The sequence below is a fragment of the Marinobacter salexigens genome (assembly GCF_002806945.1).
Lineage (GTDB): Bacteria > Pseudomonadota > Gammaproteobacteria > Pseudomonadales > Oleiphilaceae > Marinobacter > Marinobacter salexigens.
This window is the reverse complement of the sequence record NZ_NIHC01000003.1, coordinates 133,202-153,989: the sequence shown is the minus strand read 5'-3', so window position 1 is coordinate 153,989 and position 20,788 is coordinate 133,202. Positions and strand designations below refer to the sequence as shown.

General features: G+C 55.2%; 21 protein-coding genes. 11 read left to right on the top strand and 10 right to left on the bottom strand.

Annotation, left to right across the window (positions count from 1 at the left end):
- Positions 1-175: 175 nt before the first annotated feature.
- The 4 genes from CDH47_RS05665 to CDH47_RS05650 all read left to right on the top strand — a co-directional run bounded on the left by CDH47_RS05665 (position 176) and on the right by CDH47_RS05650 (position 4,087).
- Positions 176-1,504: an MATE family efflux transporter gene (locus CDH47_RS05665; RefSeq protein ID WP_100638893.1), complete on the top strand. Its 1,329-nt coding sequence runs from the start codon at positions 176-178 to the stop codon at positions 1,502-1,504.
- Positions 1,505-1,699: 195 nt separating this feature from the next.
- On the top strand, positions 1,700-2,350 hold the full coding sequence (locus CDH47_RS05660; RefSeq protein WP_100638892.1) for a hypothetical protein: 651 nt from the start codon (positions 1,700-1,702) through the stop codon (positions 2,348-2,350).
- Between the two features lie 50 nt (positions 2,351-2,400).
- On the top strand, positions 2,401-2,631 hold the full coding sequence (locus CDH47_RS05655; protein ID WP_100638891.1) for a DUF1653 domain-containing protein: 231 nt from the start codon (positions 2,401-2,403) through the stop codon (positions 2,629-2,631).
- A 133-nt stretch (positions 2,632-2,764) separates the two neighbouring features.
- The gene (locus CDH47_RS05650; RefSeq protein WP_100638890.1) at positions 2,765-4,087 is read left to right on the top strand and encodes a Na+/H+ antiporter family protein; all 1,323 of its coding nucleotides are present in this window, start codon (positions 2,765-2,767) and stop codon (positions 4,085-4,087) included.
- Positions 4,088-4,548: 461 nt separating this feature from the next.
- Here the strand turns inward: CDH47_RS05650 and CDH47_RS05645 are convergent, their stop codons facing one another.
- Positions 4,549-4,800, bottom strand: a complete 252-nt coding sequence (locus tag CDH47_RS05645; protein ID WP_100638889.1) for a YheV family putative zinc ribbon protein — start codon at positions 4,798-4,800, stop codon at positions 4,549-4,551.
- A 56-nt stretch (positions 4,801-4,856) separates the two neighbouring features.
- Positions 4,857-6,902 (bottom strand): oligopeptidase A, encoded by a 2,046-nt coding sequence (gene prlC, locus CDH47_RS05640; protein ID WP_100638888.1) that lies wholly within the window; start codon positions 6,900-6,902, stop codon positions 4,857-4,859.
- A 304-nt stretch (positions 6,903-7,206) separates the two neighbouring features.
- Here prlC and CDH47_RS05635 point away from each other — a divergent pair, with 304 nt between their 5' ends.
- Together CDH47_RS05635 and CDH47_RS05630 are read left to right on the top strand one after the other, a co-directional pair.
- Positions 7,207-7,749 carry a gamma carbonic anhydrase family protein gene (locus CDH47_RS05635; RefSeq protein WP_100638887.1) on the top strand — a complete coding sequence of 181 codons (543 nt, stop codon included), beginning with the start codon at positions 7,207-7,209 and terminating at the stop codon, positions 7,747-7,749.
- Between the two features lie 171 nt (positions 7,750-7,920).
- Positions 7,921-8,370, top strand: coding sequence for an Hsp20/alpha crystallin family protein (locus CDH47_RS05630; protein WP_100638886.1), 450 nt, complete (start codon positions 7,921-7,923; stop codon positions 8,368-8,370).
- A 40-nt stretch (positions 8,371-8,410) separates the two neighbouring features.
- On the opposite strand, the gene CDH47_RS05625 is transcribed toward CDH47_RS05630, so the two are convergent.
- From CDH47_RS05625 to CDH47_RS05590, 8 genes are all read right to left on the bottom strand, one after another.
- Positions 8,411-8,722, bottom strand: a complete 312-nt coding sequence (locus CDH47_RS05625; protein ID WP_100638885.1) for a PA4642 family protein — start codon at positions 8,720-8,722, stop codon at positions 8,411-8,413.
- A 30-nt stretch (positions 8,723-8,752) separates the two neighbouring features.
- A complete protein-coding gene (locus CDH47_RS05620; RefSeq protein ID WP_100638884.1) occupies positions 8,753-9,586 on the bottom strand; it encodes a flagellar motor protein MotB in 834 nt (277 codons plus the stop codon).
- Between the two features lie 4 nt (positions 9,587-9,590).
- Positions 9,591-10,364 (bottom strand): motility protein A, encoded by a 774-nt coding sequence (locus CDH47_RS05615; protein ID WP_100638883.1) that lies wholly within the window; start codon positions 10,362-10,364, stop codon positions 9,591-9,593.
- Positions 10,365-10,415: 51 nt separating this feature from the next.
- Positions 10,416-11,243, bottom strand: coding sequence for a shikimate dehydrogenase (gene aroE, locus CDH47_RS05610; RefSeq protein ID WP_100638882.1), 828 nt, complete (start codon positions 11,241-11,243; stop codon positions 10,416-10,418).
- A 12-nt stretch (positions 11,244-11,255) separates the two neighbouring features.
- Complete coding sequence (gene hemF / locus CDH47_RS05605) at positions 11,256-12,182, bottom strand: oxygen-dependent coproporphyrinogen oxidase (RefSeq protein ID WP_100638881.1); 927 nt, start codon at positions 12,180-12,182, stop codon at positions 11,256-11,258.
- An 8-nt stretch (positions 12,183-12,190) separates the two neighbouring features.
- Positions 12,191-12,763 carry an L-threonylcarbamoyladenylate synthase type 1 TsaC gene (gene tsaC, locus CDH47_RS05600; protein ID WP_100638880.1) on the bottom strand — a complete coding sequence of 191 codons (573 nt, stop codon included), beginning with the start codon at positions 12,761-12,763 and terminating at the stop codon, positions 12,191-12,193.
- A gap of 44 nt (positions 12,764-12,807) precedes the next feature.
- Positions 12,808-13,932 (bottom strand): DNA-processing protein DprA, encoded by a 1,125-nt coding sequence (dprA, locus tag CDH47_RS05595; protein ID WP_100638879.1) that lies wholly within the window; start codon positions 13,930-13,932, stop codon positions 12,808-12,810.
- A 67-nt stretch (positions 13,933-13,999) separates the two neighbouring features.
- Positions 14,000-15,019 carry a LysM peptidoglycan-binding domain-containing protein gene (locus CDH47_RS05590; RefSeq protein ID WP_100638878.1) on the bottom strand — a complete coding sequence of 340 codons (1,020 nt, stop codon included), beginning with the start codon at positions 15,017-15,019 and terminating at the stop codon, positions 14,000-14,002.
- A gap of 409 nt (positions 15,020-15,428) precedes the next feature.
- Between CDH47_RS05590 and def the strand changes: the two genes are divergently transcribed.
- The 5 genes from def (at position 15,429) to glyQ (ending at position 20,786) form a co-directional block, all read left to right on the top strand.
- Positions 15,429-15,932, top strand: coding sequence for a peptide deformylase (def, locus tag CDH47_RS05585; protein WP_100638877.1), 504 nt, complete (start codon positions 15,429-15,431; stop codon positions 15,930-15,932).
- Between the two features lie 92 nt (positions 15,933-16,024).
- Positions 16,025-16,960: a methionyl-tRNA formyltransferase gene (gene fmt / locus CDH47_RS05580; RefSeq protein WP_100638876.1), complete on the top strand. Its 936-nt coding sequence runs from the start codon at positions 16,025-16,027 to the stop codon at positions 16,958-16,960.
- A gap of 1 nt (position 16,961) precedes the next feature.
- On the top strand, positions 16,962-18,263 hold the full coding sequence (gene rsmB / locus CDH47_RS05575) for a 16S rRNA (cytosine(967)-C(5))-methyltransferase RsmB (RefSeq protein ID WP_100638875.1): 1,302 nt from the start codon (positions 16,962-16,964) through the stop codon (positions 18,261-18,263).
- Positions 18,260-19,636: a Trk system potassium transporter TrkA gene (trkA, locus tag CDH47_RS05570; protein ID WP_100638874.1), complete on the top strand. Its 1,377-nt coding sequence runs from the start codon at positions 18,260-18,262 to the stop codon at positions 19,634-19,636. The genes rsmB and trkA overlap by 4 nt, the downstream gene beginning before the upstream one ends.
- Before the next feature lie 142 nt (positions 19,637-19,778).
- Positions 19,779-20,786 (top strand): glycine--tRNA ligase subunit alpha, encoded by a 1,008-nt coding sequence (gene glyQ / locus CDH47_RS05565; RefSeq protein WP_239985637.1) that lies wholly within the window; start codon positions 19,779-19,781, stop codon positions 20,784-20,786.
- Positions 20,787-20,788: the final 2 nt, after the last annotated feature.

Here is a 20,788-nt window from a genome sequence, read left to right as displayed (position 1 = left end):
CGGATTTTGCGTAATCCCTCTGCTCTTAACCGGTGCTCGCATACACCAGGAAAACTCAGAGCGAAAGCCTGCTTATGGATACATCACATTCGAGTATAGACACAGATCAAAAAAAGACTAAAAACCTGCTAAACCCAAAACGACTAAACACAAATTTTTAAGAAGCAGATCGAATATGACATTCAAGCTGTCGGTAACAGACCGGCGTTTATGGGCTTTGGCATGGCCATTGATGCTGACCAACCTCACCGTTCCTTTGCTGGGCCTGGTAGACACAGCCGTGCTTGGACACCTGGAAAGCCCGGAATATCTTGGCGCCGTGGCGGTAGGCGCAAACCTGTTCACCATTCTGTACTGGACTTTCGGTTTTATGCGCATGGGCACCACCGGTCTGGCCGCCCAAGCCTGGGGCAAGCGCGACAGCTTCAGCCAGGTTGCCCTTCTGTTGCGTTCGGTCATGTTGGCGGTGGGTATCGGCCTGCTGTTGATTTTGTGCCATCAACCGCTGATCCGAATTGGGCTGGTTCTGATGAATGCCAGCCCGGAGGTCACCGAGCTTGCCGCTGAATATGCCGCGATCCGAATCTGGAGTGCCCCGGCAGTGCTGTGCCAGTACACCCTTGTAGGCTGGCTGATCGGCACCCAGTTCGCTCGCGGCCCGATGATCATGCTGATCGTGGCCAACGGCCTGAATATCGTGCTGGATGTGTTCTTCGTTACTGTGCTGGGATGGAACAGCCGTGGCGTAGCTATTGCCACGGTCATTGCCGAATACGGTGCTGCCACCATTGGTTTTGTTATCGTGTTGCAGCGCATGCCCGATGGGCAAAGGCTGACCCGGGAGCTGTTCGGAACGCTTGCAGACTACCTGGCCATCTTGCAGGTAAATCGCTACATCATGGTGCGAACCATAGCGCTGTTACTGGTGCTGGCCTTCTTCACGGCTCAAGGGGCTCGCCAAGGCGACACCATACTGGCGGCCAATGCAGTACTTATTACCTTTCTGCTCCTGATATCCAATGCTCTGGACGGCTTTGCCAATGCCGCAGAGGCTCTGATCGGCGAAGCTGTGGGCAGGGGCAGCCGGCGACGCTTTATGGTGGTGTTCCGCTGCGCCTTACGCTGGTCTCTCTGGGGCTCTTTGTTACTGACGATTCTGTTTGTTGCCGGTGGCCGCAGCCTGATTGCGTTGCTCACCGGCATTGAGGAGGTTCGCACCACCGCATGGCAATACCTGCCCTGGCTCTGGCTTCTACCCTTTGCTTCTGTGTGGGGCTTTTTGTTTGACGGTGTATTCATCGGTGCCACACGCACCCGTGATATGCAGAACACCATGCTGTTCTCTGCTTTGGTGGTTTTTGTCCCGGTGTGGTGGCTAACCACCGGCTGGGGAAATCACGGCCTGTGGTTTTCACTTATCTGTCTGATGCTTGCCCGCGCAACCAGTATGGGCTGGCTTTGCTGGTCACACACACGCAACGATCGGTGGTTCAGGGCCACTTAGCCCTATGCGATTATTAACAATATCTGACAGTCCATAAATCGCAGCTCAGAAAAACTCGTCTACACTTGTCAGAAAAGACGGGCACCTTGTAGTCACACGAAGTAACCAGCTGCTGCACCATTGCCCGGTTACTCACTGCCCGTAACAGGAGGCGTCTTGCGACCTCAACTTGTTCAGACATTGGCATGCCCTCAAATGACTCCACAGGCAGTTCTGGAAATCATTGACCACGCGCGGCGCAAGGAAGCTCGCTCGGGTACTTTTCTGAAGCAGTTGCATAAAAAAGCAGCGGCATTGCCTTCGGCCGTCACCATTGAGGGCTATCAACCTGCATCCTGCCTGTTTCAATTTGCCATTGAGTACATTGAAATGGCGCCCCGGCTTATAGAGTGTGTGGATGCCTGCGCACGGGAAGCCGGCACTGCCCAGCTGTTTGATCCCTTTGTAAAAGCCGCCATTGGTTACTTCACCGAGCCATCGGCTCTGCTTTTGCGCTATGACGGCTTGGACGGCCTTTTGATTCGCGCTTACCTTTGCCACCGGTTAATGGAAGAGATGCATGAAAACAATCACTCCATCCGAAACGGCGGGCTTGTGGATATAGAGGCAACTCGGGCTAATCTTTTGGTACACGAACTTATAGGCGAGCCCTTCGCCAATGAACTGGACGATTCAATCACCGTAACCGTTCTGCAAATTGCGGGCACGCCGGATTATTATGAACTTAACCTCGACCCTTTCATTGAACAGGTCAATAATGATGCCTGGAACTGGATGCGGCGTTATTGGGAAAGCCTGCTGACCCGCAATCATATCCGCTTCTCACTGGGTTCCGGCCGGATCTGACTCGGCCAAGAAACACGCCAAGTGCAACGGAATAACTTCAGAGACTGACTATGCCTGAACACAAAACTGATATCCGCCCGGGCCGCTACCGGCACTATAAGGGCATGGATTACGAAGTAATCGATGTTGCCCGGCACAGTGAAACCGAAGAAAAACTGGTGGTGTATCGCTGTTTGTATGGCGATTACAGCCTCTGGGTGCGCCCACTCAGCATGTTCCGTGAAACCGTTGAGGTTGCAGGAGAGCAAGTTCCACGCTTTGCTCGCATTGACGAGAACTGAGGCTTTCAAGAGCGACAAGAGTTACACAAGTCCTTTGACTCAGCTGACCAATTACTGCACATTACCGCGTTTTCATGATGCCCGCCTTCGCGAGAAGGTCGGATAACCCACTAGGTGTACTCGGAGCTTCCCCATGAATGCCGTCGTTGCCGCGGTGCTGATCATGCTCGTATTGAGCCTGGCCCGCATCCACGTTGTTGTTGCCCTTATCGTAGGTGCCGTCTGTGGCGGCCTGATCTCTGGTTTGTCTCTGGAGGCCACCATTGAAGCCTTTAACAACGGCCTCGGTGGCGGCGCGACCGTAGCGCTTTCCTACGCTACCCTCGGTGCCTTTGCGGTTGCCATTGGAAAATCCGGTCTGGCCCACGCACTGGCAGACAAAACCCTGGCCATGGTTGGCCAGCAGGAAAACAGTACCGCAGCGAAAAGCGTGCGCTTCATGATCATTGGCGTGCTGGTGCTGATTGCCCTGTCATCCCAGAACATCCTGCCGATCCACATCGCATTCATCCCGCTGGTGGTTCCGCCCATGCTGTACGTGATGGCCAAACTGAAAATGGACCGTCGGCTCGTGGCCTGTGCACTTACCTTCGGTTTGATCACTCCTTACATGTTCCTGCCCATCGGCTTCGGCGGCATTTACCTGAACGATATCCTGATGGCCAAAATAAGCACCAACGGCGGCGAAACTGAAGGCCTGAGCGTAATGCACGCCATGGCTCTGCCCGCGCTGGGTATGCTCTGCGGCCTTTTGGTTGCGGTGTTTTTCAGCTACCGCGGCGATCGCGAATACGATCTGGAAGCCATTACCCGCACCGAGCGCGTAAATGTCTCTTACAGCTCCGGCACACTGGTTATGGCCGTTGTCGCCATAGTAGCTGCCTTCGTGGTTCAGCTATGGCTGGGCTCCATGATCCTCGGTGCCCTGGCGGGCTTCCTGCTGTTCAATCTTTCTGGTGTTGTAAAGTGGAAAGAAGCCGATGATCTGTTTACCGAAGGTATGAAAATGCTGGCCATGATCGGCTTCATCATGATTGCGGCATCTGGTTTTGCGGAAGTAATGCGTGAAACCGGCGAAATCGCCACCCTGGTACAAAGTTCCGTCGATATGATCGGCAACAACAAGCCTATGGCCGCGTTGCTGATGCTGCTGGTTGGCCTGATGATCACCATGGGCATTGGCTCATCCTTCTCCACCATCCCCATCATCGCCGCCCTCTACGTGCCTCTGGCTCTGGAAATGGGCTTCAGCTCCCTGGCCATCGTTGCCCTGGTCGGCACTGCCGGCGCCCTGGGTGATGCTGGTTCCCCTGCCTCCGATTCAACCCTTGGGCCCACCGCCGGTTTGAACGTAGATGGCCAGCACAACCACATCTGGGATTCTGTAGTGCCCACGTTCTTGCACTACAACCTGCCGTTGCTTGGGTTTGGGTGGTTGGCGGCTATGGTTCTTTGACTTTGGAGTTGGCCTTCTTTTTCGTAGCCTGCTGGTTTTGGGGGCTACGAGGTCACGGTGGGTCTTTTCTTCTGGAAAAAACAACTCGCTGCGCTCAGACATCTTTTTTCCGCCAGAAAAGACCCACCGCACCCTCTAGGCACACAGAACAGATATCGCTAGGAAAAAATTGAAAGCGGGGAAGCGTTCCGGGCAAGAGTTTTAGTGCTGCCTGCACTGGACATGACAAACCATAGCCTGGAATTTGAAATCTGAAATCCAAACCGCACCGAACGATTTGAACGCCCTTATCTTTTAACCCGAGTTACCCGCGCAGTATGAACAAGAGGCCGTGGGGAGATGTTTTTCTGCCGGGAAAAAGATGTCTGAGCGCAGCGAGTTGTTTTTCCCAGAAGAAAAACATATCGCCGCGGCCTCGAACACCTCCGCACCAGCAGGCTACAAGTCTTAATCTTTAATCCCTAGTCCTCACTCCCAGCCTTAAAGAAAACAACCTGCTTAACCGTATGATCATCCTCGTTACCGCGAGTATTAACCCGAGTCTCCAATTCAGGATTTGCAGGCTGTTCCGCGTCCGACATGGCATCGGTAAAGCCGCACGCCACACACTCGCGAATCTGCTCGTCGTTGTCATCGGTGAACATCATGATCTTGTCCATCTCCGCACAGCGGGGACAAACAGCACCGGCTATAAAACGCTTTGGGGTCGCCATAACGTAACTCCAGATTAAAGTCTCCGGTGGCTATAGAACCACCGGAGAGGATTGGATCAGGCCGCTTCGTCTGTGATGCCAGTCTGCTTCAGCAGGGCATCCACCTGCGGCTCGCGGCCCCGGAAGGCTTTGAACAGCTCCATTGGCTCTTGTGACCCGCCTTTTTCCAGAATGTTCTGCAAGAACGCCCGGCCGGTTTCAGGGTCGAAGATGCCATTTTCCTCAAACAGCGAGAAAGCATCTGCAGCCAGCACTTCTGCCCACTTGTAGCTGTAATAACCAGCAGCGTATCCGCCAGCAAAAATGTGGGAGAAGGCGTTCGGGAAGCGATTGAATTCCGGGGCTTCCACCACGGCAATTTCGTCACGCACTTTGCGGTGCATGTGCAGCGGATTGGTAGGCGCCTCTTCGGTGAACTCCGCATGGAGGCGGAAGTCGAACAGGGAGAACTCCAACTGCCGCACCATGGCCATTCCAGACTGGAAGTTCTTGGCCGCCAGCAGCTTCTGCAGCAGGTCTTCCGGTAATGGCTCACCGGTTTCATGGTGGCTGGCAATCAAGGCCAACGACTCGGGGTTCCAGCACCAGTTTTCCAGGAACTGGCTGGGCAGTTCTACCGCGTCCCAAGCCACGCCGTTGATGCCGGACACATCCATGACTTCCACCTGAGTAAGCATGTGGTGCAGGCCATGACCGAACTCGTGGAACAGGGTGGTGACTTCGTCGTGAGTGAGTAACGATGGTTTGCCATTCACCGGCGGCGTGAAGTTGCAGGTGAGGAAGGCCACTGGCAATTGCAGCGCACCGCGCTGATCGCGCCAGCGTACCCGGCAATCGGCCATCCAGGCGCCACCACGCTTGCCCTGACGGGCGAACAGGTCAAAGTAGAACCAGGCGATCGGTTCACCGTTGCGGCTGATACAGTAGGCCGTAGCGTCTTCGTGCCAGGTTTCTACGTCTGGTTTGGCTTCAATCTGTATGTCGAACAGCTTCTCCGCAACCCGGAACAAGCCAGGCACCACTTTATCCACAGGGAACCAGGGGCGCAGGGTTTCGGGGGAGATGTCGTAGCGTTGCTGGCGAAGCTTTTCGCTGTAGTAGCCAACGTCCCAGGCCTTCAGATCATCCAGACCATGCTCGTTTTTGGCAAAGGTTTTCAGCTCGGCATAGTCTTTCTCTGCCACCGGCTTGGACTTGGCTGCCAGCTCAGTGAGAAAGCCCAAAACTTCGTCGGTATCCCGGGCCATTTTCTTGGCCAGTGAACGCTCGGCGTAGTTGTTGAAGCCCAGCAGTTTGGCCAGCGCGTGGCGGCGCTTGAGGATTTCGGCCATCACCTGGGTGTTGTCCCACTTTCCGGCATCCGGCCCCACATCCGAGGCGCGGGTAACGAAGGCTTCGTAGACTTCGTAACGCAGTTCGCGGTTGTCACAGTAGGTCATAACCGGGAAAAAGCTGGGGAAATCCAGAGTAATCACATAGCCATCCAGCTCTTTTTGACTCGCAGCCTGTTTGGCACCTTCAAGAGCGGATTCCGGAATACCTGCCAGTTCTTCCACATCGGTAATGTGCTTGAACCAGTTCTGGGTAGCGTCCAGTACGTTGTCGCTAAAGCGGTTGGTAAGCTCCGACAACTCGCGGGAGAGGTCCGCATACTGCTTTTTTTGATCGTCGGGCAGGTCGACGCCACCAAGGTGGAAGTCACGCAGTGTATTATCTACTGCTTTGCGCTGGGCTTCGCTCAGTTCGCTGAAGTCATCCCGTGCTGCCAGTTTTTTAAAGGCATCGCACAGGGCTGCGTTCTGGCTGACTTCGGTGCTGTACTCGGTGAGCTTTTCCAGGCAGTTTTTGTAGACTTTACGCAGGTCGTCGTTATTCATTACACCGTTAAGATGCGAAATGACGGACCAGGCGTTGCTCAGCCTGTTCTCGAGCGACTGCATGGGCTGAACCAGAGTGTCCCAAGTGGGATCTTCGTTCTGGGCCAGGCTGGCGATTTTCATGCGGTTTTCGCTGAGAATCTGGTCGATAGCCGTTTCCATGTGTTCGGTTCTCACATGGTCAAATCTCGGCAGCAAATCATCAGTCAGTAACGGATTGTTCATGGATCCCCTTCTCAGCAGTGAGTTGGTAAAGTAGCGTGGTACAGGCAACGCTTGACTGTTCGACCCCGGGAGTAGAGTCCGGATGGTGGGCCTTTCCAAAACCGTGCGGAGCCATGGGTGAAGTGCAAAGCACTTCACGGGCAAGCCATGGACGGCTTGCCCAGGACCTTTGGCGCGACGCAGGAGCGTTAGCGCCAAAGGGCGGAGCCGAGCCTACATGGATGTATTTACGGCGTGTTTTGGAAAGGCCCACCATCCGGACGACCCAGACTCGGGGAATAATCTCATCTAAAGAGTATATGTAATGACGAATGTACGTTCTCACAAGGGTACCACGCCAGATTTAGGAGAGCGCACTCTGGTGGACCCCAGTGCGGTGGTAATCGGCGATGTTAAAACCGGAGTCGATTGCTCCATCTGGCCAATGACCGTGGTGCGGGGTGACATGCACAAAATTCGCATCGGCGACCGTTGCAGTATTCAGGACGGCTCCGTGCTACACATCACCCATGCCAGCGACTTCAATCCGGGCGGCTATCCGCTTACCCTTGGCGACGATGTAACTGTGGGGCACAAAGCCCTCCTGCATGGCTGCACCATCGGCAGCCGTGTGCTGGTGGGCATGGGCTGCATCATTATGGATGGCGCCGTGGTGGAGGATGAGGTGATTGTGGCAGCAGGCTGTTTGGTGCCGCCGGGCAAAACGCTGGAATCCGGGCATCTGTATGTTGGCTCGCCGTGCAAGAAGGCGCGGGCCTTGACCGACAAAGAACGCACGTTTTTTGCGTACACAGCGGCCAACTATGTGAAGCTCAAGGATGAGTATCTGGCTGAACTGAAAACTTGATACCGGTCAGTATTTAACCTTATGTCGGCTTGAAAAATGATCAGGGGTTCATATATTCCGTAATAGCAGAAGTTCGCGGATATCCCCACGGCGATAGCCGGGTTGCTGAGCAGTTCCGGGAACGAGGCTGATTTTTTTCATATGTATCTGTGTGAAAAGGAGGAAGTCACCATGAGCAATCTTACTCGCTGGAATCCGATCAATGAGTTTGACGACCTGATGAGTCGCTATAACCGGATGTTTGGTTTATCCCGCTCCGGTGGCGAAAGCAGGGATTTGTTCAACCGCAGTGATTGGGCTCCTGCTGTTGATATCAAGGAAACAGACGATGCCTTCACCATTGAGGCAGAATTGCCGGGAATGGACAGGAAGGATGTGAAGGTAAGTGTGCACGATGGCGTGCTGTCAATTGAGGGCGAACGCAAGCACGAAGAAGAATCCAAAGACAAGAAGCTGCATCGGGTTGAGCGCTTCTACGGTAGCTTTGTGCGGCGCTTCACGCTGCCCGAAAACGTGGCAGAGGACAGCGTGAAAGCCAGTTTCAAAGACGGTTTGCTCACGCTCAGTCTGCAAAAAGCAGAGCCGAAAGAGCCCAAGGCCATTGAAGTAGATATCGAATAATCTACTCCGCTCTTCTGAGACTCAATGCTATGGTCGAAGCTCAGCTCTCGGCCATAGCGCTACTTCTTGCGCCAGCCCGTTCCAGCGCCCGGGCGTAATCTACGCCTTTTCGGTGCCGGGATACGTGATCCAGAAAGGTTTCACCCGCTTCGTCAGTGGCGTTGAGATCACCACCTGCTTCCACAAAGAAGCCCACAAAGCGTTCAAAATCCTCTGCCCTCATGGCCCGGTAGGCTTTCAGTAAGGCCGAGTAGTCAGCCCCTTCTTCTTTGGGCTGGGCTGGCAGGTGGCTTTTTACGCGTTCGTCGCTCCACACTTCATCAAGCACCTTGGGTTTATCAGGGCCGCTCATCTTCATTCTCCTATGTTCGTATATTTAAGTTCAGGGCAAGATTTCCACCGGCAGGTCGCCGGTTGATATGGATTCGTCACACTTCGGGTCGCGAATGGCTATTTCCACGCGACGGTTCAATGCCCGGTTTTCCGCCGTATCGTTCGCGGCCAGGGGGTTGGTTTCCGCTCGGCCAGCAGCAACAACGCGCTCAGCGGGTACCTGCTTGCTCATTACCAACTCATGCACCACAGATACCGCACGGGCGGCAGAAAGATCCCAGTTGGATCGATAACGGCTGCTGGAGATAGGCCGGTCGTCGGTGTAGCCAGATACCAGTACATCGCCGGTGCAGCCTGCCAGCACGTCCACTACTCGTTCGATAATGGGGATCATCTCCGGCTTGATGGCGGCTTGGCCAGAGCGGAATGTGGCTTCTTCCGAGAAACGGATAACCACTTTGTTTTTGTCATAATTGACACTTAACGCTCCGGAAGCAACCTCATTTTCGAGCTCCTGTATCATGCGACTGGCCAGGTCTATAACGCCGCCGGAAATAACCGTGTCTGCGGTTTCTGGAGCGCGCTCGTCAATAAATTCAGGCTCCCTGGTTTCGGAATCGATGGGGTCGGGCAGGGAGACCGTGTCTGATTCCACCAAGGTAATAGGTGAGCCGCCTATGCCATCGCCCAGCACATTGGCAGACCCAAAGGCCACAGACATGGAATTGGCCATGGCCTTGTATTTTTCAATATCCATTTCCGCAAAAGACAGTAGCAGAATAAAAAACGTCAACAGCAGCGTAGCAAGATCGGCAAAGGTAACGATCCACGCTGGCGTTTGATTGGTCTGCCTTGGCTTTCTGGCCTTCCGGATAGATTGCAAAACCTCAGGCCTCCCGCTCCGGCACCAGCCCTGTGCGGTGTTCCGGCGTTACAAACGAGGAGAGCAGTTCAGTCATAACTCTGGGGTTTTCGCCTCGCATGATGTTACGTATGGAGGTGATGATCAGGATCTGGTTGCGGCTTTCATCTTCCGCCTTGAGCTGAAGCTTATCCGCCAGGGGCAGGGCTATCAGCTGGGCGATAAAGGCACCGTAAAGGGTGGTCAGCAAGGCAATCGCCATAGCCGGGCCGATGGAAGAGGGGTCATCCAGCGAGTTCAGCATCTGTACCAGGCCTACCAGAGTACCCAACATGCCTATGGCCGGTGCAGATTCACCAATACCCCTAAAAACCCGCTCAGCCACTTCATAGCGCTCCGCCATCTGCTGGGACTCCTGCGCCAGCGCCTCTTCAACCAGCTCAGGGGGGTGTCCATCCACACACAGGTTTATGGCTTTTTGCAGGAACTCATTGCCAGTTTGATGGTTTTCCAGGCCCAGGATGCCTTCTTTACGCACCACCATAGCCAGCTCACCAGACTCGCGAATTAACTCTGCAGGGCGCTCAACCGTATCGGTAAATGCTGCTCTCATGGCCAGACGGAAAGCGCTCATCACCGAAGACATGCGGAATTTTACAAGTGTGACCGCAAAGGTACCGCCAATCACAATCGCCAACCCCGGCAGATTGAGAAAGGTAAGAAGCGAGGCGTTTGCCAGCATCGCCAGAATCACAATCAGAATGCCGGCGACAAGCCCTACGAGGGTAAGAATGTCCATACACAGCCCTTGGTAGATTGCTTTTGTGGATAGCCCTTGCGGGTTGTTGTCTTAGTCGTTTCGCAGTGCTTCAACAACCGGCGCCGTGTCCGGTTGCACGCCTCGCCACACACGGAAGGATTCGGCGGCCTGCTCGACCAGCATGCCCAAACCATCCAATACCCGAACGGCCCCATTGTCCAGAGCCCACTGGTTGAACGTGGTGGTCTGTAAAGAATACATCATGTCGTATACAACTGTGCCGGCAGCGATCACATTTGTCCGAAGAGGCGGTAGGTCGCCCTGAAGGCTGGCGCTTGTACCGTTGATAATCACATCAAACGGCTGATCTGGCGCCTCAAAACCACAGGCGTTCAAACTGGTGGCACCCGCCTCATCTCGAAACAGTTTAGCCAGTGCCCCAGCTTTGGCCACTGTGCGATTCGCAATGGTCAGACTGGTCGGTTGTTGCTCAAGCAGGGGGCCCAGTACACCACGAACGGCACCCCCTGCGCCCAGGATCAGTATACGGGCGTTTTTGAGCTGCACACCATGGTTGACTGTAAGATCCCGCACCAACCCCTGGCCATCGGTGTTGTCGGCCACCAGTTGGCCTTCACTGTTCTGATACAGAGTATTGGCCGCACCCGCTTTTTCTGCCCGCGCGGACCGGTTATCCGCCAGTTCCCAGGCTTGCTCTTTGAAAGGAACCGTTACGTTCAGGCCCTTGCCACCACTCTCGAAAAACTGGCCAACCGTCGCCGCAAAGCCATCCAGAGGCGCCTGAATTGCGGTGTACTCTACCGGCTCGCCGGTTTGCTCGGCAAACAGGCTGTGGATCCGCGGGGACTTGCTGTGGCTTATCGGATGGCCCACCACCGCATAAAAGTCATTGCTCATTGCTAACCTCGTTTATTTTATGTCATCCGTCAGCCAATCGCGCCCGGTCAGAAAATACTCAGTCAAGCGTGCTTCTTCGCTGCCTGTTTCCGGCACCCGGCTGTAATCCCAGCGCACCAACGGTGGCAGCGACATCAGGATAGATTCTGTGCGCCCGCCAGATTGCAGGCCAAACAGGGTGCCACGGTCATACACCAGGTTGAACTCCACATAGCGCCCGCGCCGGTAGAGCTGGAAATCCCGTTCGCGCTCACCGTAAGCCTGATCCATGCGGCGCTGGACAATAGGCTCATAGGCTTCAATATAGCTGTCACCCACGGATTTCATCAGGCCAAAATCCTGCTCAAAATCGCCGGTATTGTGGTCGTCAAAAAACAGGCCACCAACGCCGCGGGGTTCGTCCCGGTGTTTCAGATAAAAATAATCGTCGCACCAGTCCTTGTAGCGCCGATACGTATCTTCTCCAAACGGCATACAGGCGTCTTTGGCGGTTTTGTGCCAGTGCACGCAGTCCTCATCAAAACCGTAATAGGGGGTCAGGTCGTAACCACCGCCAAACCAGTAAACCGGCTCACTGTTCTCAGGTGTGGCGATGAAAAACCGTACGTTGGCGTGGGAGGTGGGCACGTAGGGATTGTTCGGGTGAATCACCAGAGACACACCCATAGCTTCCCAGGGGGCACCTGCAAGATGCGGGCGATGGGCGGTGGCCGACGGCGGCATGGTGGCGCCCATTACGTGGGAAAAGTTGACCCCACCTTTTTCGAAAACGCGGCCGTCGCTGACGACTCGGCTAACGCCACCGCCGCCCTCTGGGCGATCCCAGGCATCACGAACAAACTCTGCACCGCCTTCCAGCGCTTCCAGACGCTGACAGATGGTCTCCTGCAAACCAAGCAGATACTGCTTAACCGCGTTGCTATCGGGTTGCTGTGGCATGAATTCTCCTAACGAAGCTGTTTACCGCTGACAATATCAATAATTCGGCTGGGTTTCCGGTTACCCCCGAGGGCTCCGGGCACAATCTGGTCAAGCTTGTCTTTGAAGTAATGGCCTACCTGCTCAGCATCGCGGGCCGGTTCTTCCCCGGCGGGGTTACAGGATGTGGAAACCAGAGGCATGCCGGCACTTTCACACAAAGCCTTAACCACCGGGTGCTCGCTCACTCTCACGGCAATGGAACTATGACTGCCACGAACCCACTCTGGAATCTGTTTGTTCACATCTGGTAGCAAACAGGTCACCGGGCCGGGCCAGTAGCTAAGCGCCGCCAGCTGAAGCTTCTCAGGCAAGGGGGCCAGCAGGAACCGGATCTGCTCCACAGACGCCGCCACCAGAATCAGGCCTTTTTCCACCGGGCGATTCTTGAGTTCCAGAATGCGGGTGACCGCCTGCAGGTTCCAGGGATCGCAGCCGAGACCCCAAACGGCCTCGGTAGGGTAGGCGATAACGCCTCCTTGCAGGATTGCGCTGCAGGCACGCTGTATTTGCTGATCGAATAGAGGGTTGGGCGCAGCCATGCTGATGTTGTCAGACCAAAACGGGATAAATCATCACACCGGGTTCAGGCGATTTTCTGGAAACCTCCGGGGGCAGAACTCACCAGTCCTTCAAGTTCGAGAAGCAGAAGAGACTGGACAAGCTGGTCGGCCGGAAGACCGGTTGCCATACACAGTGCATCGGTTGATTGTGGATCATACCCTAATGCCTCAAACACCGCGATTTCCCTGCTCTCCAGAGTCACTAACGGGCTGGCATCAGTCCTGTTACCCGGCTGTGCAGAGGGCTGCGACCAGGAGGCGCCCAGCTCGTCCAGAATGTCGCCTACCTGATCCACCAAGCAAGCGCCCTGTTTGATCAGGTAATGGCAGCCTCGCGCCACCGGGCTATGGATCGACCCTGGAATCGCAAAGACCTCGCGCCCCTGCTCAAGGGCCAGGCGGGCAGTGATCAGGGAGCCACTTTTAAGCCCTGCTTCTACCACAAGAATGCCGCGACTCAGGCCGCTGATTATACGATTGCGCTGAGGAAAATGAGCAGCCCTTGCCGGCGTACCCGGCGGGTATTCTGAAACCATCAGGCCATTGGTGATAATCCGCTCACCAAGCCGTCGATGCTGATTCGGGTATATGCGATCAAGGCCGCAGCCAATAACAGCAATGGTGGGGTGCCCGGCGTCCAGTGCCCCCGCATGGGCCGCACCGTCTACACCCAGGGCCAGACCGCTGGTTACCAGTAATCCACGCTCGCTTAATTCTGCCGCAAAGCAACGAGCGTGATCCAACCCTGCTGGCGTAGCATTACGACTGCCAATAATACCGATCTGTTCACGGTTCAACAGGCTCGCATCCCCCCGGGTATAAATCACCAGAGGAGCATCGTGAATGTGCCGAAGGGCTTCCGGATAATCCGGGTTCTGCCAGTCCAGAATTCCGATGGTATGCCGTTCACAAGCCAACAAAATCTGCCGGACGGCGCTTACACTTGCGTTGGTCTCGTCCTGTTGCTGCCATGCCAGGATAGCCGCCACCGCTTCAGCATGCAGGCCGAGCGCCCGGAGTGTCGCAGCATTTTTGGCGAGCAGTTCAGTGAGGTCGGGAATGTTTGCGAGCATGGCTCGTCGGCGGGAGCGGCCGAACTTGGGCAGGCACGTAAGAAACAGCCACTGGGCAGAAAGTGAAGAAAACACAGCATCATCCTTGAAAACAACAAAGCCGGGCCTTCCTGGCCCGGCCTCTGATTAACCGATTACTGAATCAGGGGTTGGTTACCTTATCGCCCACAGACAGCGGACGGCTGGCCTGCAGAATTAACCCGTAACTCATTTTTTCATACACCTGGAACACCATCAGCAAGCCGGCTCGCTCGGAGGGCAGTTCGATGGTCTCATTGGTAACCGGGTCACGGACCAGGTTGCCACTCTTGAGAACGGCCATCACGTTACCCGCTTCCAGTCCTTCGCGGGCACCACGGTTGATTGAAACCACGTTGTACTGTCCAATCTGGGTAACACCCCCATCTACCGACATCATTCTGCCTTCAATATCGTCTGCCGGGGAGCTGGGCACAAAGTTGGTGGTCAGGCGCCGATCTTCATTAACCAGCAAGCGGTCGCCAATGCGCACTTCCTCACTGGAGCGGGTAAGCTCCAGAGTCAGAACCTCGCCGTTTTCGGCAGAGATATCCCCACGGGCAATGCTACGGGCTTCAAGGCCAAGAAACTCTCCGGTATCCGGATCAACAAACTCTTTGCCGCGGCGGAATACGCCCACCTTGTCTGCGGGCTTTTTACCACGGGCATAAACACGGTCGCCGGCACCGAGTACAATACGGGCATCCCGGCCTTCCAGAATGTATGGTGCCTCATTGATTTGCTCAGGGCTTACAACACGGGTATCCGTCAGGAAGCTGCTGATAGCATCCAGTGGAATAGCCGGGATGGGTGTATCAATGCGCTCAGAGCGCACCTGCGGCGACAGCTTTACAACACCGTTATTGGAAGCCACCTTGGTAATACGGGGCTTGCCATCAATATAAACAAGTGCAAGCCGGTCGCCCGGGTAAATCAGGTGCGGGTTGGTAACCTGCGGGTTAACGTGCCAGATTTCCGGCCAGTACCATGGATTATTCAAAAAACGCCCCGAGATATCCCACAGGGTGTCACCTTTCACAACAGTGTAACGCTCAGGATGATCAGACCGCAGTTCAGGTGCGGCATGAGCCCAGGAGGTTATTAGCAGCATAGTGGCTGCCAGAGCGTACAGCAGTTTCCTCATTGTCTAAGTCCTTGATCGCGTGCCTTGATTCTATGCATTCTGGTAAGGATGCAGTCAGTTTTCTGCAGCTTATTACGTTGTTATGCAACTTACTATAGAAGAAGTCTCGCAAATTGTGATGTTATCTTTTGTTCCTCCAGTAAATTCTATGGCATTTATGGAGGGTTTCAGCGATTACCTGATCAGTTTGTACTCAATCAGCAAATTGTTGGATAATGTACCCATAGAGGCAGTGTGCTGCTTATAGTAGTGTGAGAGGAACAATTTGCGCTCTACGCTGTCCCAATTCAGAGATCGCTTTCACACAGTTACATAAAGACAACGTTAAAAGTCAGCCAAGACTGCCAGTCATTCAGAATGTCAGCCAATAACACTGACATTCGTCATACAGGCCAAAAGTACGAGCACTATGATACTAGACATTCTCGAATACCCGGATCCCCGTTTGCGTACCATTGCCAAGCCGGTTGACAAGCTTACGGACGCCGACCGCCAGCTCATCGACGACATGTTCGAGACCATGTACGATGCGCCCGGCATTGGGCTTGCAGCGACACAGGTCAATGTCCACAAGCAGATCATCGTTATGGATCTCTCCGAGGACAAGAGTGAGCCCTTGGTATTTATCAACCCGGAGGTTGAAGTACTGGATGGCGAGCTTGAAGCCATGCAGGAAGGCTGCCTGTCGGTTCCAGGCTTTTATGAAGACGTAGAGCGGATAGAACATTGTATGATTCGCGCCCTGGACCGTGACGGAAAGCCTTTTGAGATGGAAGCCCGCGGCCTGTTGGCGGTTTGCATCCAGCATGAAATGGACCACCTCAACGGCAAACTGTTTGTAGACTATCTGAGCAACCTCAAGCGCAACCGCATTCGCAAGAAGCTGGAAAAGCTTCAAAAGCAAAGTGCGTGAACAGTGTCTGATGGGCGCATGAGGATTATTTAAAGTACTGGACCGGGCCCTGCCCGGTCTTTTCGTATTCAACGAAACAGAGACCCAACACCGTGCGACTCGTTTTTGCCGGCACTCCGGATTTCGCAGCAACCGCCCTGAAAGCGCTGCTGAAAACTCACCACACCATTGTGGGCGTATATTCCCAGCCCGACCGCCCAGCCGGCCGTGGCCGAAAGCTGCAGCCCAGCCCGGTTAAACAGGTCGCCCTGGATAATGACATCCCGGTGTTTCAACCTGAAAGCTTCAAAGCCCCGGAAGCGCGACAGGAATTGGCGGATCTCAAGCCAGATGTGATGATAGTTGCAGCCTATGGGCTGATTCTGCCCCAAGCCGTACTGGACATCCCCGCACACGGGTGCCTCAACATTCACGCGTCTCTCTTGCCCCGTTGGCGTGGTGCAGCACCTATACAACGCGCCATTGCTGCCGGCGATGCAGAAACAGGCATCACCATCATGCAGATGGACAAAGGCCTGGATACCGGCAACATGCTGCTGAAATCCGCAACGCCGATCGCAGCAGACGATACCGGCGGCAGCCTTCATGATCGCCTGGCCGATTTGGGTGGCCAGGCCATCATCGATGCGCTGGCGCTTCTGGAAAAGGGCGAACTCCAAGGCGAAGTGCAGAACGATGACGATGCCTGTTACGCTCACAAGTTATCCAAAGAAGAAGGCCATATCGACTGGTCGCTGAGTGCTCAAGCCATTGAGCGTCTGATTCGCGCCTTCAACCCCTGGCCAGGCACCTATACCGACTTTGAGCAGCAGCGCCTGCGAATTCACGAAGCCATTGCCATTGAAGAACAAAGCCAGAAGCCAGCCGGCACCGTCATTCGCCGTGAACGTGAAGGCATCGACATTGCCTGTGGCACAGGCGCCCTGCGCATTGCCCGACTACAGCTGCCAGGGTCTCGCGCCCAAAGCGTGAATGACCTGATTAATGGCGGCAAACAGCTGCTGTTGCCCGGACAGGAGCTGCACTGATATGGGCGGATACAATCAGCCCCTGCGTGCCATAGCTGCGGATGTTTTGTTAGCAGTGGAATACGGCGAGTCACTTTCCCAGTGCCTGCCACCGGCCTTGCAGCAACTCCCCCCCAACGAGCGACCTGTTCTGCAGGCGCTTTGCTATGGCACCTGCCGCTGGTTTCACCGCCTCGACAGTGAACTGAATAGCCGACTGAAAAAGCCCCTCAAGAACCCGGACCGCATTGTTCATCACCTGATGCTGGTTGCGCTTTTTCAGTTGCGCTTCAGCCAACAGGCCACCTACGCCATACTCAACGAATCCGTAGAAGCCTGCCGTGCTCTCGAAAAACCCCACTTAACTGGCTTGGTGAACGCAATTTTGCGAGCAGCCGAACGTGAAGGTGCGCCAGAGCCGGAAAGCGATTCAAGCCGCTTCAGCCACCCTGTATGGATGGTGGAAAAGCTGCGCCATAACTGGCCTGATGACTGGCAGGCAATACTGGAAGCCAATAACGCCCAAGCCCCCATGACCCTCAGGGTTAACGCCCTGCGATTCAGCCGGGACGAATACCTGGCCTTGCTGAACGAAGCCGGCATTGAAGCCAGCGCCACGCGTTTTGCATCTCATGGCATCCAACTTGGCCGGCCAGTACAGGTTGACCAGCTGCCCTGGTTTGCCGATGGCGCCGTTAGTGTTCAGGACGAAGCCGCGCAGCTGTGCACCACACTTCTGGATCTTGCACCGGGGCAAAGGGTTCTCGATGCTTGTGCGGCTCCGGGCGGAAAAACCTGCGCTATTCTGGAAAGCCAGTCGGAACTGGCCGAAGTGATCGCCATAGACGAATCCGCTGCGCGCCTGCCTCGGGTTCAGGAAAATCTGGATCGACTGGACCTGCAAGCCAGCTTGGTCCAAGCGGATGCAGCAGACACAGAACAGTGGTGGGACGGCGAAGCCTTTGACCGGATCCTTCTCGATGTGCCCTGCAGCGCCAGTGGCGTTATTCGTCGCCACCCGGACATCAAACTGCTGCGTCGGGAAACCGATATTGTCCCACTGGCAGGTATACAGCTAGGGCTTCTCGATGCCATGTGGTCTGTGCTCAAACCGGGTGGGCGGCTGGTCTATGCAACCTGTTCCGTGTTCCCCCAGGAAAACCACCGTATAATTCAGAGGTTTCTGAAACAACAAAGCAGCGCCGCTCTTATTGAGCCTGAGGTTCAATGGGGGCGCGATATGGGCGCGGGGCGACAGCTTCTCCCCGATCCCGTGAGCCATGACGGCTTTTTCTATGCCGTGCTGGAGAAACCTGAATCATGAAAATTCTGATCCTCGGTGCAGGCCAAGTGGGCGGCACACTGGCGGAAAACCTGGCCAGCGAAGCCAATGATATAACCGTCATAGATACAGACGCTGTGCGGCTCCGTGAATTGCAGGATCGTCTTGATATACGGACTGTACAGGGCGAAGCCTCCTATCCAACGGTACTGGAAAAGGCCGACGCAGACGACGCAGATATGCTGATTGCGGTGACCAACAGCGACGAAACCAACATGGTCGCCTGCCAAATAGCCTCCATTTTGTACAGCACCCCCAAGATAATCAGTCGCGTAAGAGCAAGCGCCTACCTTTCCAATAAAAAGCTGTTCGGGAGGGAAGGTGGCTTTCCCATCGATGTGATGATCAGCCCGGAACATCTTGTTACCAAGCACATTACACGGTTGGTTGAATACCCCGGAGCCCTGCAGGTGCTTGAGTTCTCCAAAGGTCTTGTGCGGCTGGCAGCCATTCGCGCCACCGAAGGCGGACCGCTGGTAGGCCGGGAGCTGTCATACTTGCGTACGCACATGCCGAAAATCGAGACCCGGGTTGCCGCCATTTTCCGCAAAGACCGGGCCATTATGCCCAAGGGCGATACCGTACTCGAAGACGGCGACGAGGTGTTTTTCATCGCCGGTGCCGACCACATACGCTCGGTTATGAGCGAGCTGCAGCCTCTGGTCAAGAGCTATAAGCGGATCTTTATTTGTGGCGGCGGTAACATCGGCCAGCGCCTGGCTTATACCCTGGAAGACCGTTATCAGGTGAAGCTTCTGGAGCGTAACCATGAACGCTGTGTGCTGCTTTCCGAAGGCTTGCGTAAAACAGTTGTACTTGAAGGTAATGCCGCAGACAAAGACATACTGCTTGAAGAGAACATCGAAAATACCGATGTATTTATTGCAGTGACCAACGATGATGAAGCCAATATTATGGCTTCCTTGCTGGCAAAGCGCCTGGGCGCCCGCAAAGTATTCACCCTGATCAACAACCCCGACTATGTGGACTTGATTCAGGGCGGCGAGATTGATGTGGCAATTTCTCCTCAGCAAACCACCATCGGCAGTTTGCTCACCCATGTACGCAGGGGCGACGTTGTAAACGTTCACTCTCTTCGCCGGGGCGCAGCTGAGGCTATCGAAGCTATTGCCCACGGGGATCACAGAACGTCCAAGGTTGTTGGCCGGAGGCTCGATGAGATCAAACTGCCCCAAGGCGCAACCATTGGCGCCATTGTGCGGCACAACGAGGTTCTGATTGCCCACGACCATCTACGGGTACAACCGGACGACCACGTCATCCTGTTCCTGGTGGATAAATCCCGGGTGCGTGAGGTTGAGAAACTCTTTGCCGTAGGATTGGCGTTCTTCTAGTTCGAAGATCAAGATCATGAAGACCACTTAGAAATACCGCGTTGGCGCGCGTATAATGCGCCTTTTTCCCGAATGACCCTCTTGTGAGCGGGCCACACACAGACCGAACCAGCAGGCATACGTTGTGAAAGAGAAGGCAACAATCAGCTCCACACCAGACATCAAGACCTTTCAGGGTTTGATTCTGGCTCTGCAGAATTTCTGGGCGCAGCACGGCTGCGTGGTACTTCAGCCCCTGGATATGGAAGTGGGTGCTGGTACTTTCCACCCGGCCACCTTCCTGCGCGCAATCGGGCCGGAAACCTGGAATGCGGCGTATGTGCAGCCAAGCCGCCGCCCAACCGACGGCCGCTACGGGGAAAACCCCAACCGTCTGCAGCACTATTACCAGTTTCAGGTTGTGCTCAAGCCTTCTCCTGACAACATTCAGGAACTGTACCTTGATTCGCTGCGCGCTCTGGGTCTGGACCCATTGGTACACGACATCCGCTTTGTAGAGGACAACTGGGAATCGCCCACACTGGGTGCCTGGGGCCTGGGCTGGGAAATCTGGCTGAACGGTATGGAAGTCACCCAGTTTACTTACTTCCAGCAAGTGGGCGGCCTTGAGTGCTACCCGGTTACCGGCGAGCTCACTTACGGTCTTGAGCGTATCGCGATGTACCTGCAGGGCGTAGACAGTGTTTACGACCTGATTTGGACAGAAGGCCCGGATGGTGTGGTCACTTACGGCGACGTGTTCCACCAGCAGGAAGTGGAAATGTCCACTTACAACTTTGAACACGCAGACGTTGAGTTTCTGTTCCAAAGCTTTGATGTTCACGAGCGTGAAAGTGCACGGCTGATCGACGCTGGCCTGGCACTACCGGCGTACGAGCAAGTTCTGAAAGCATCACACACATTCAACCTGTTGGACGCACGCCACGCTATCTCCGTTACCGAGCGCCAGCGATTCATCCTGCGGGTACGCACACTGGCCCGCGCCGTGGCTCAAGCGTACTTCGACAGCCGCCGCAAGCTCGGCTTCCCGCTAGCTCCGGAAGCCTTGCGCGAGGAAGTGCTGGCCATAGCCGAGGCCGCAGACAACAAGGCCAAGGGCAAGAAAGGTAAAAAAGCGAAGCAGGCACCACAGGCAGAGGGAAAGGCATAATC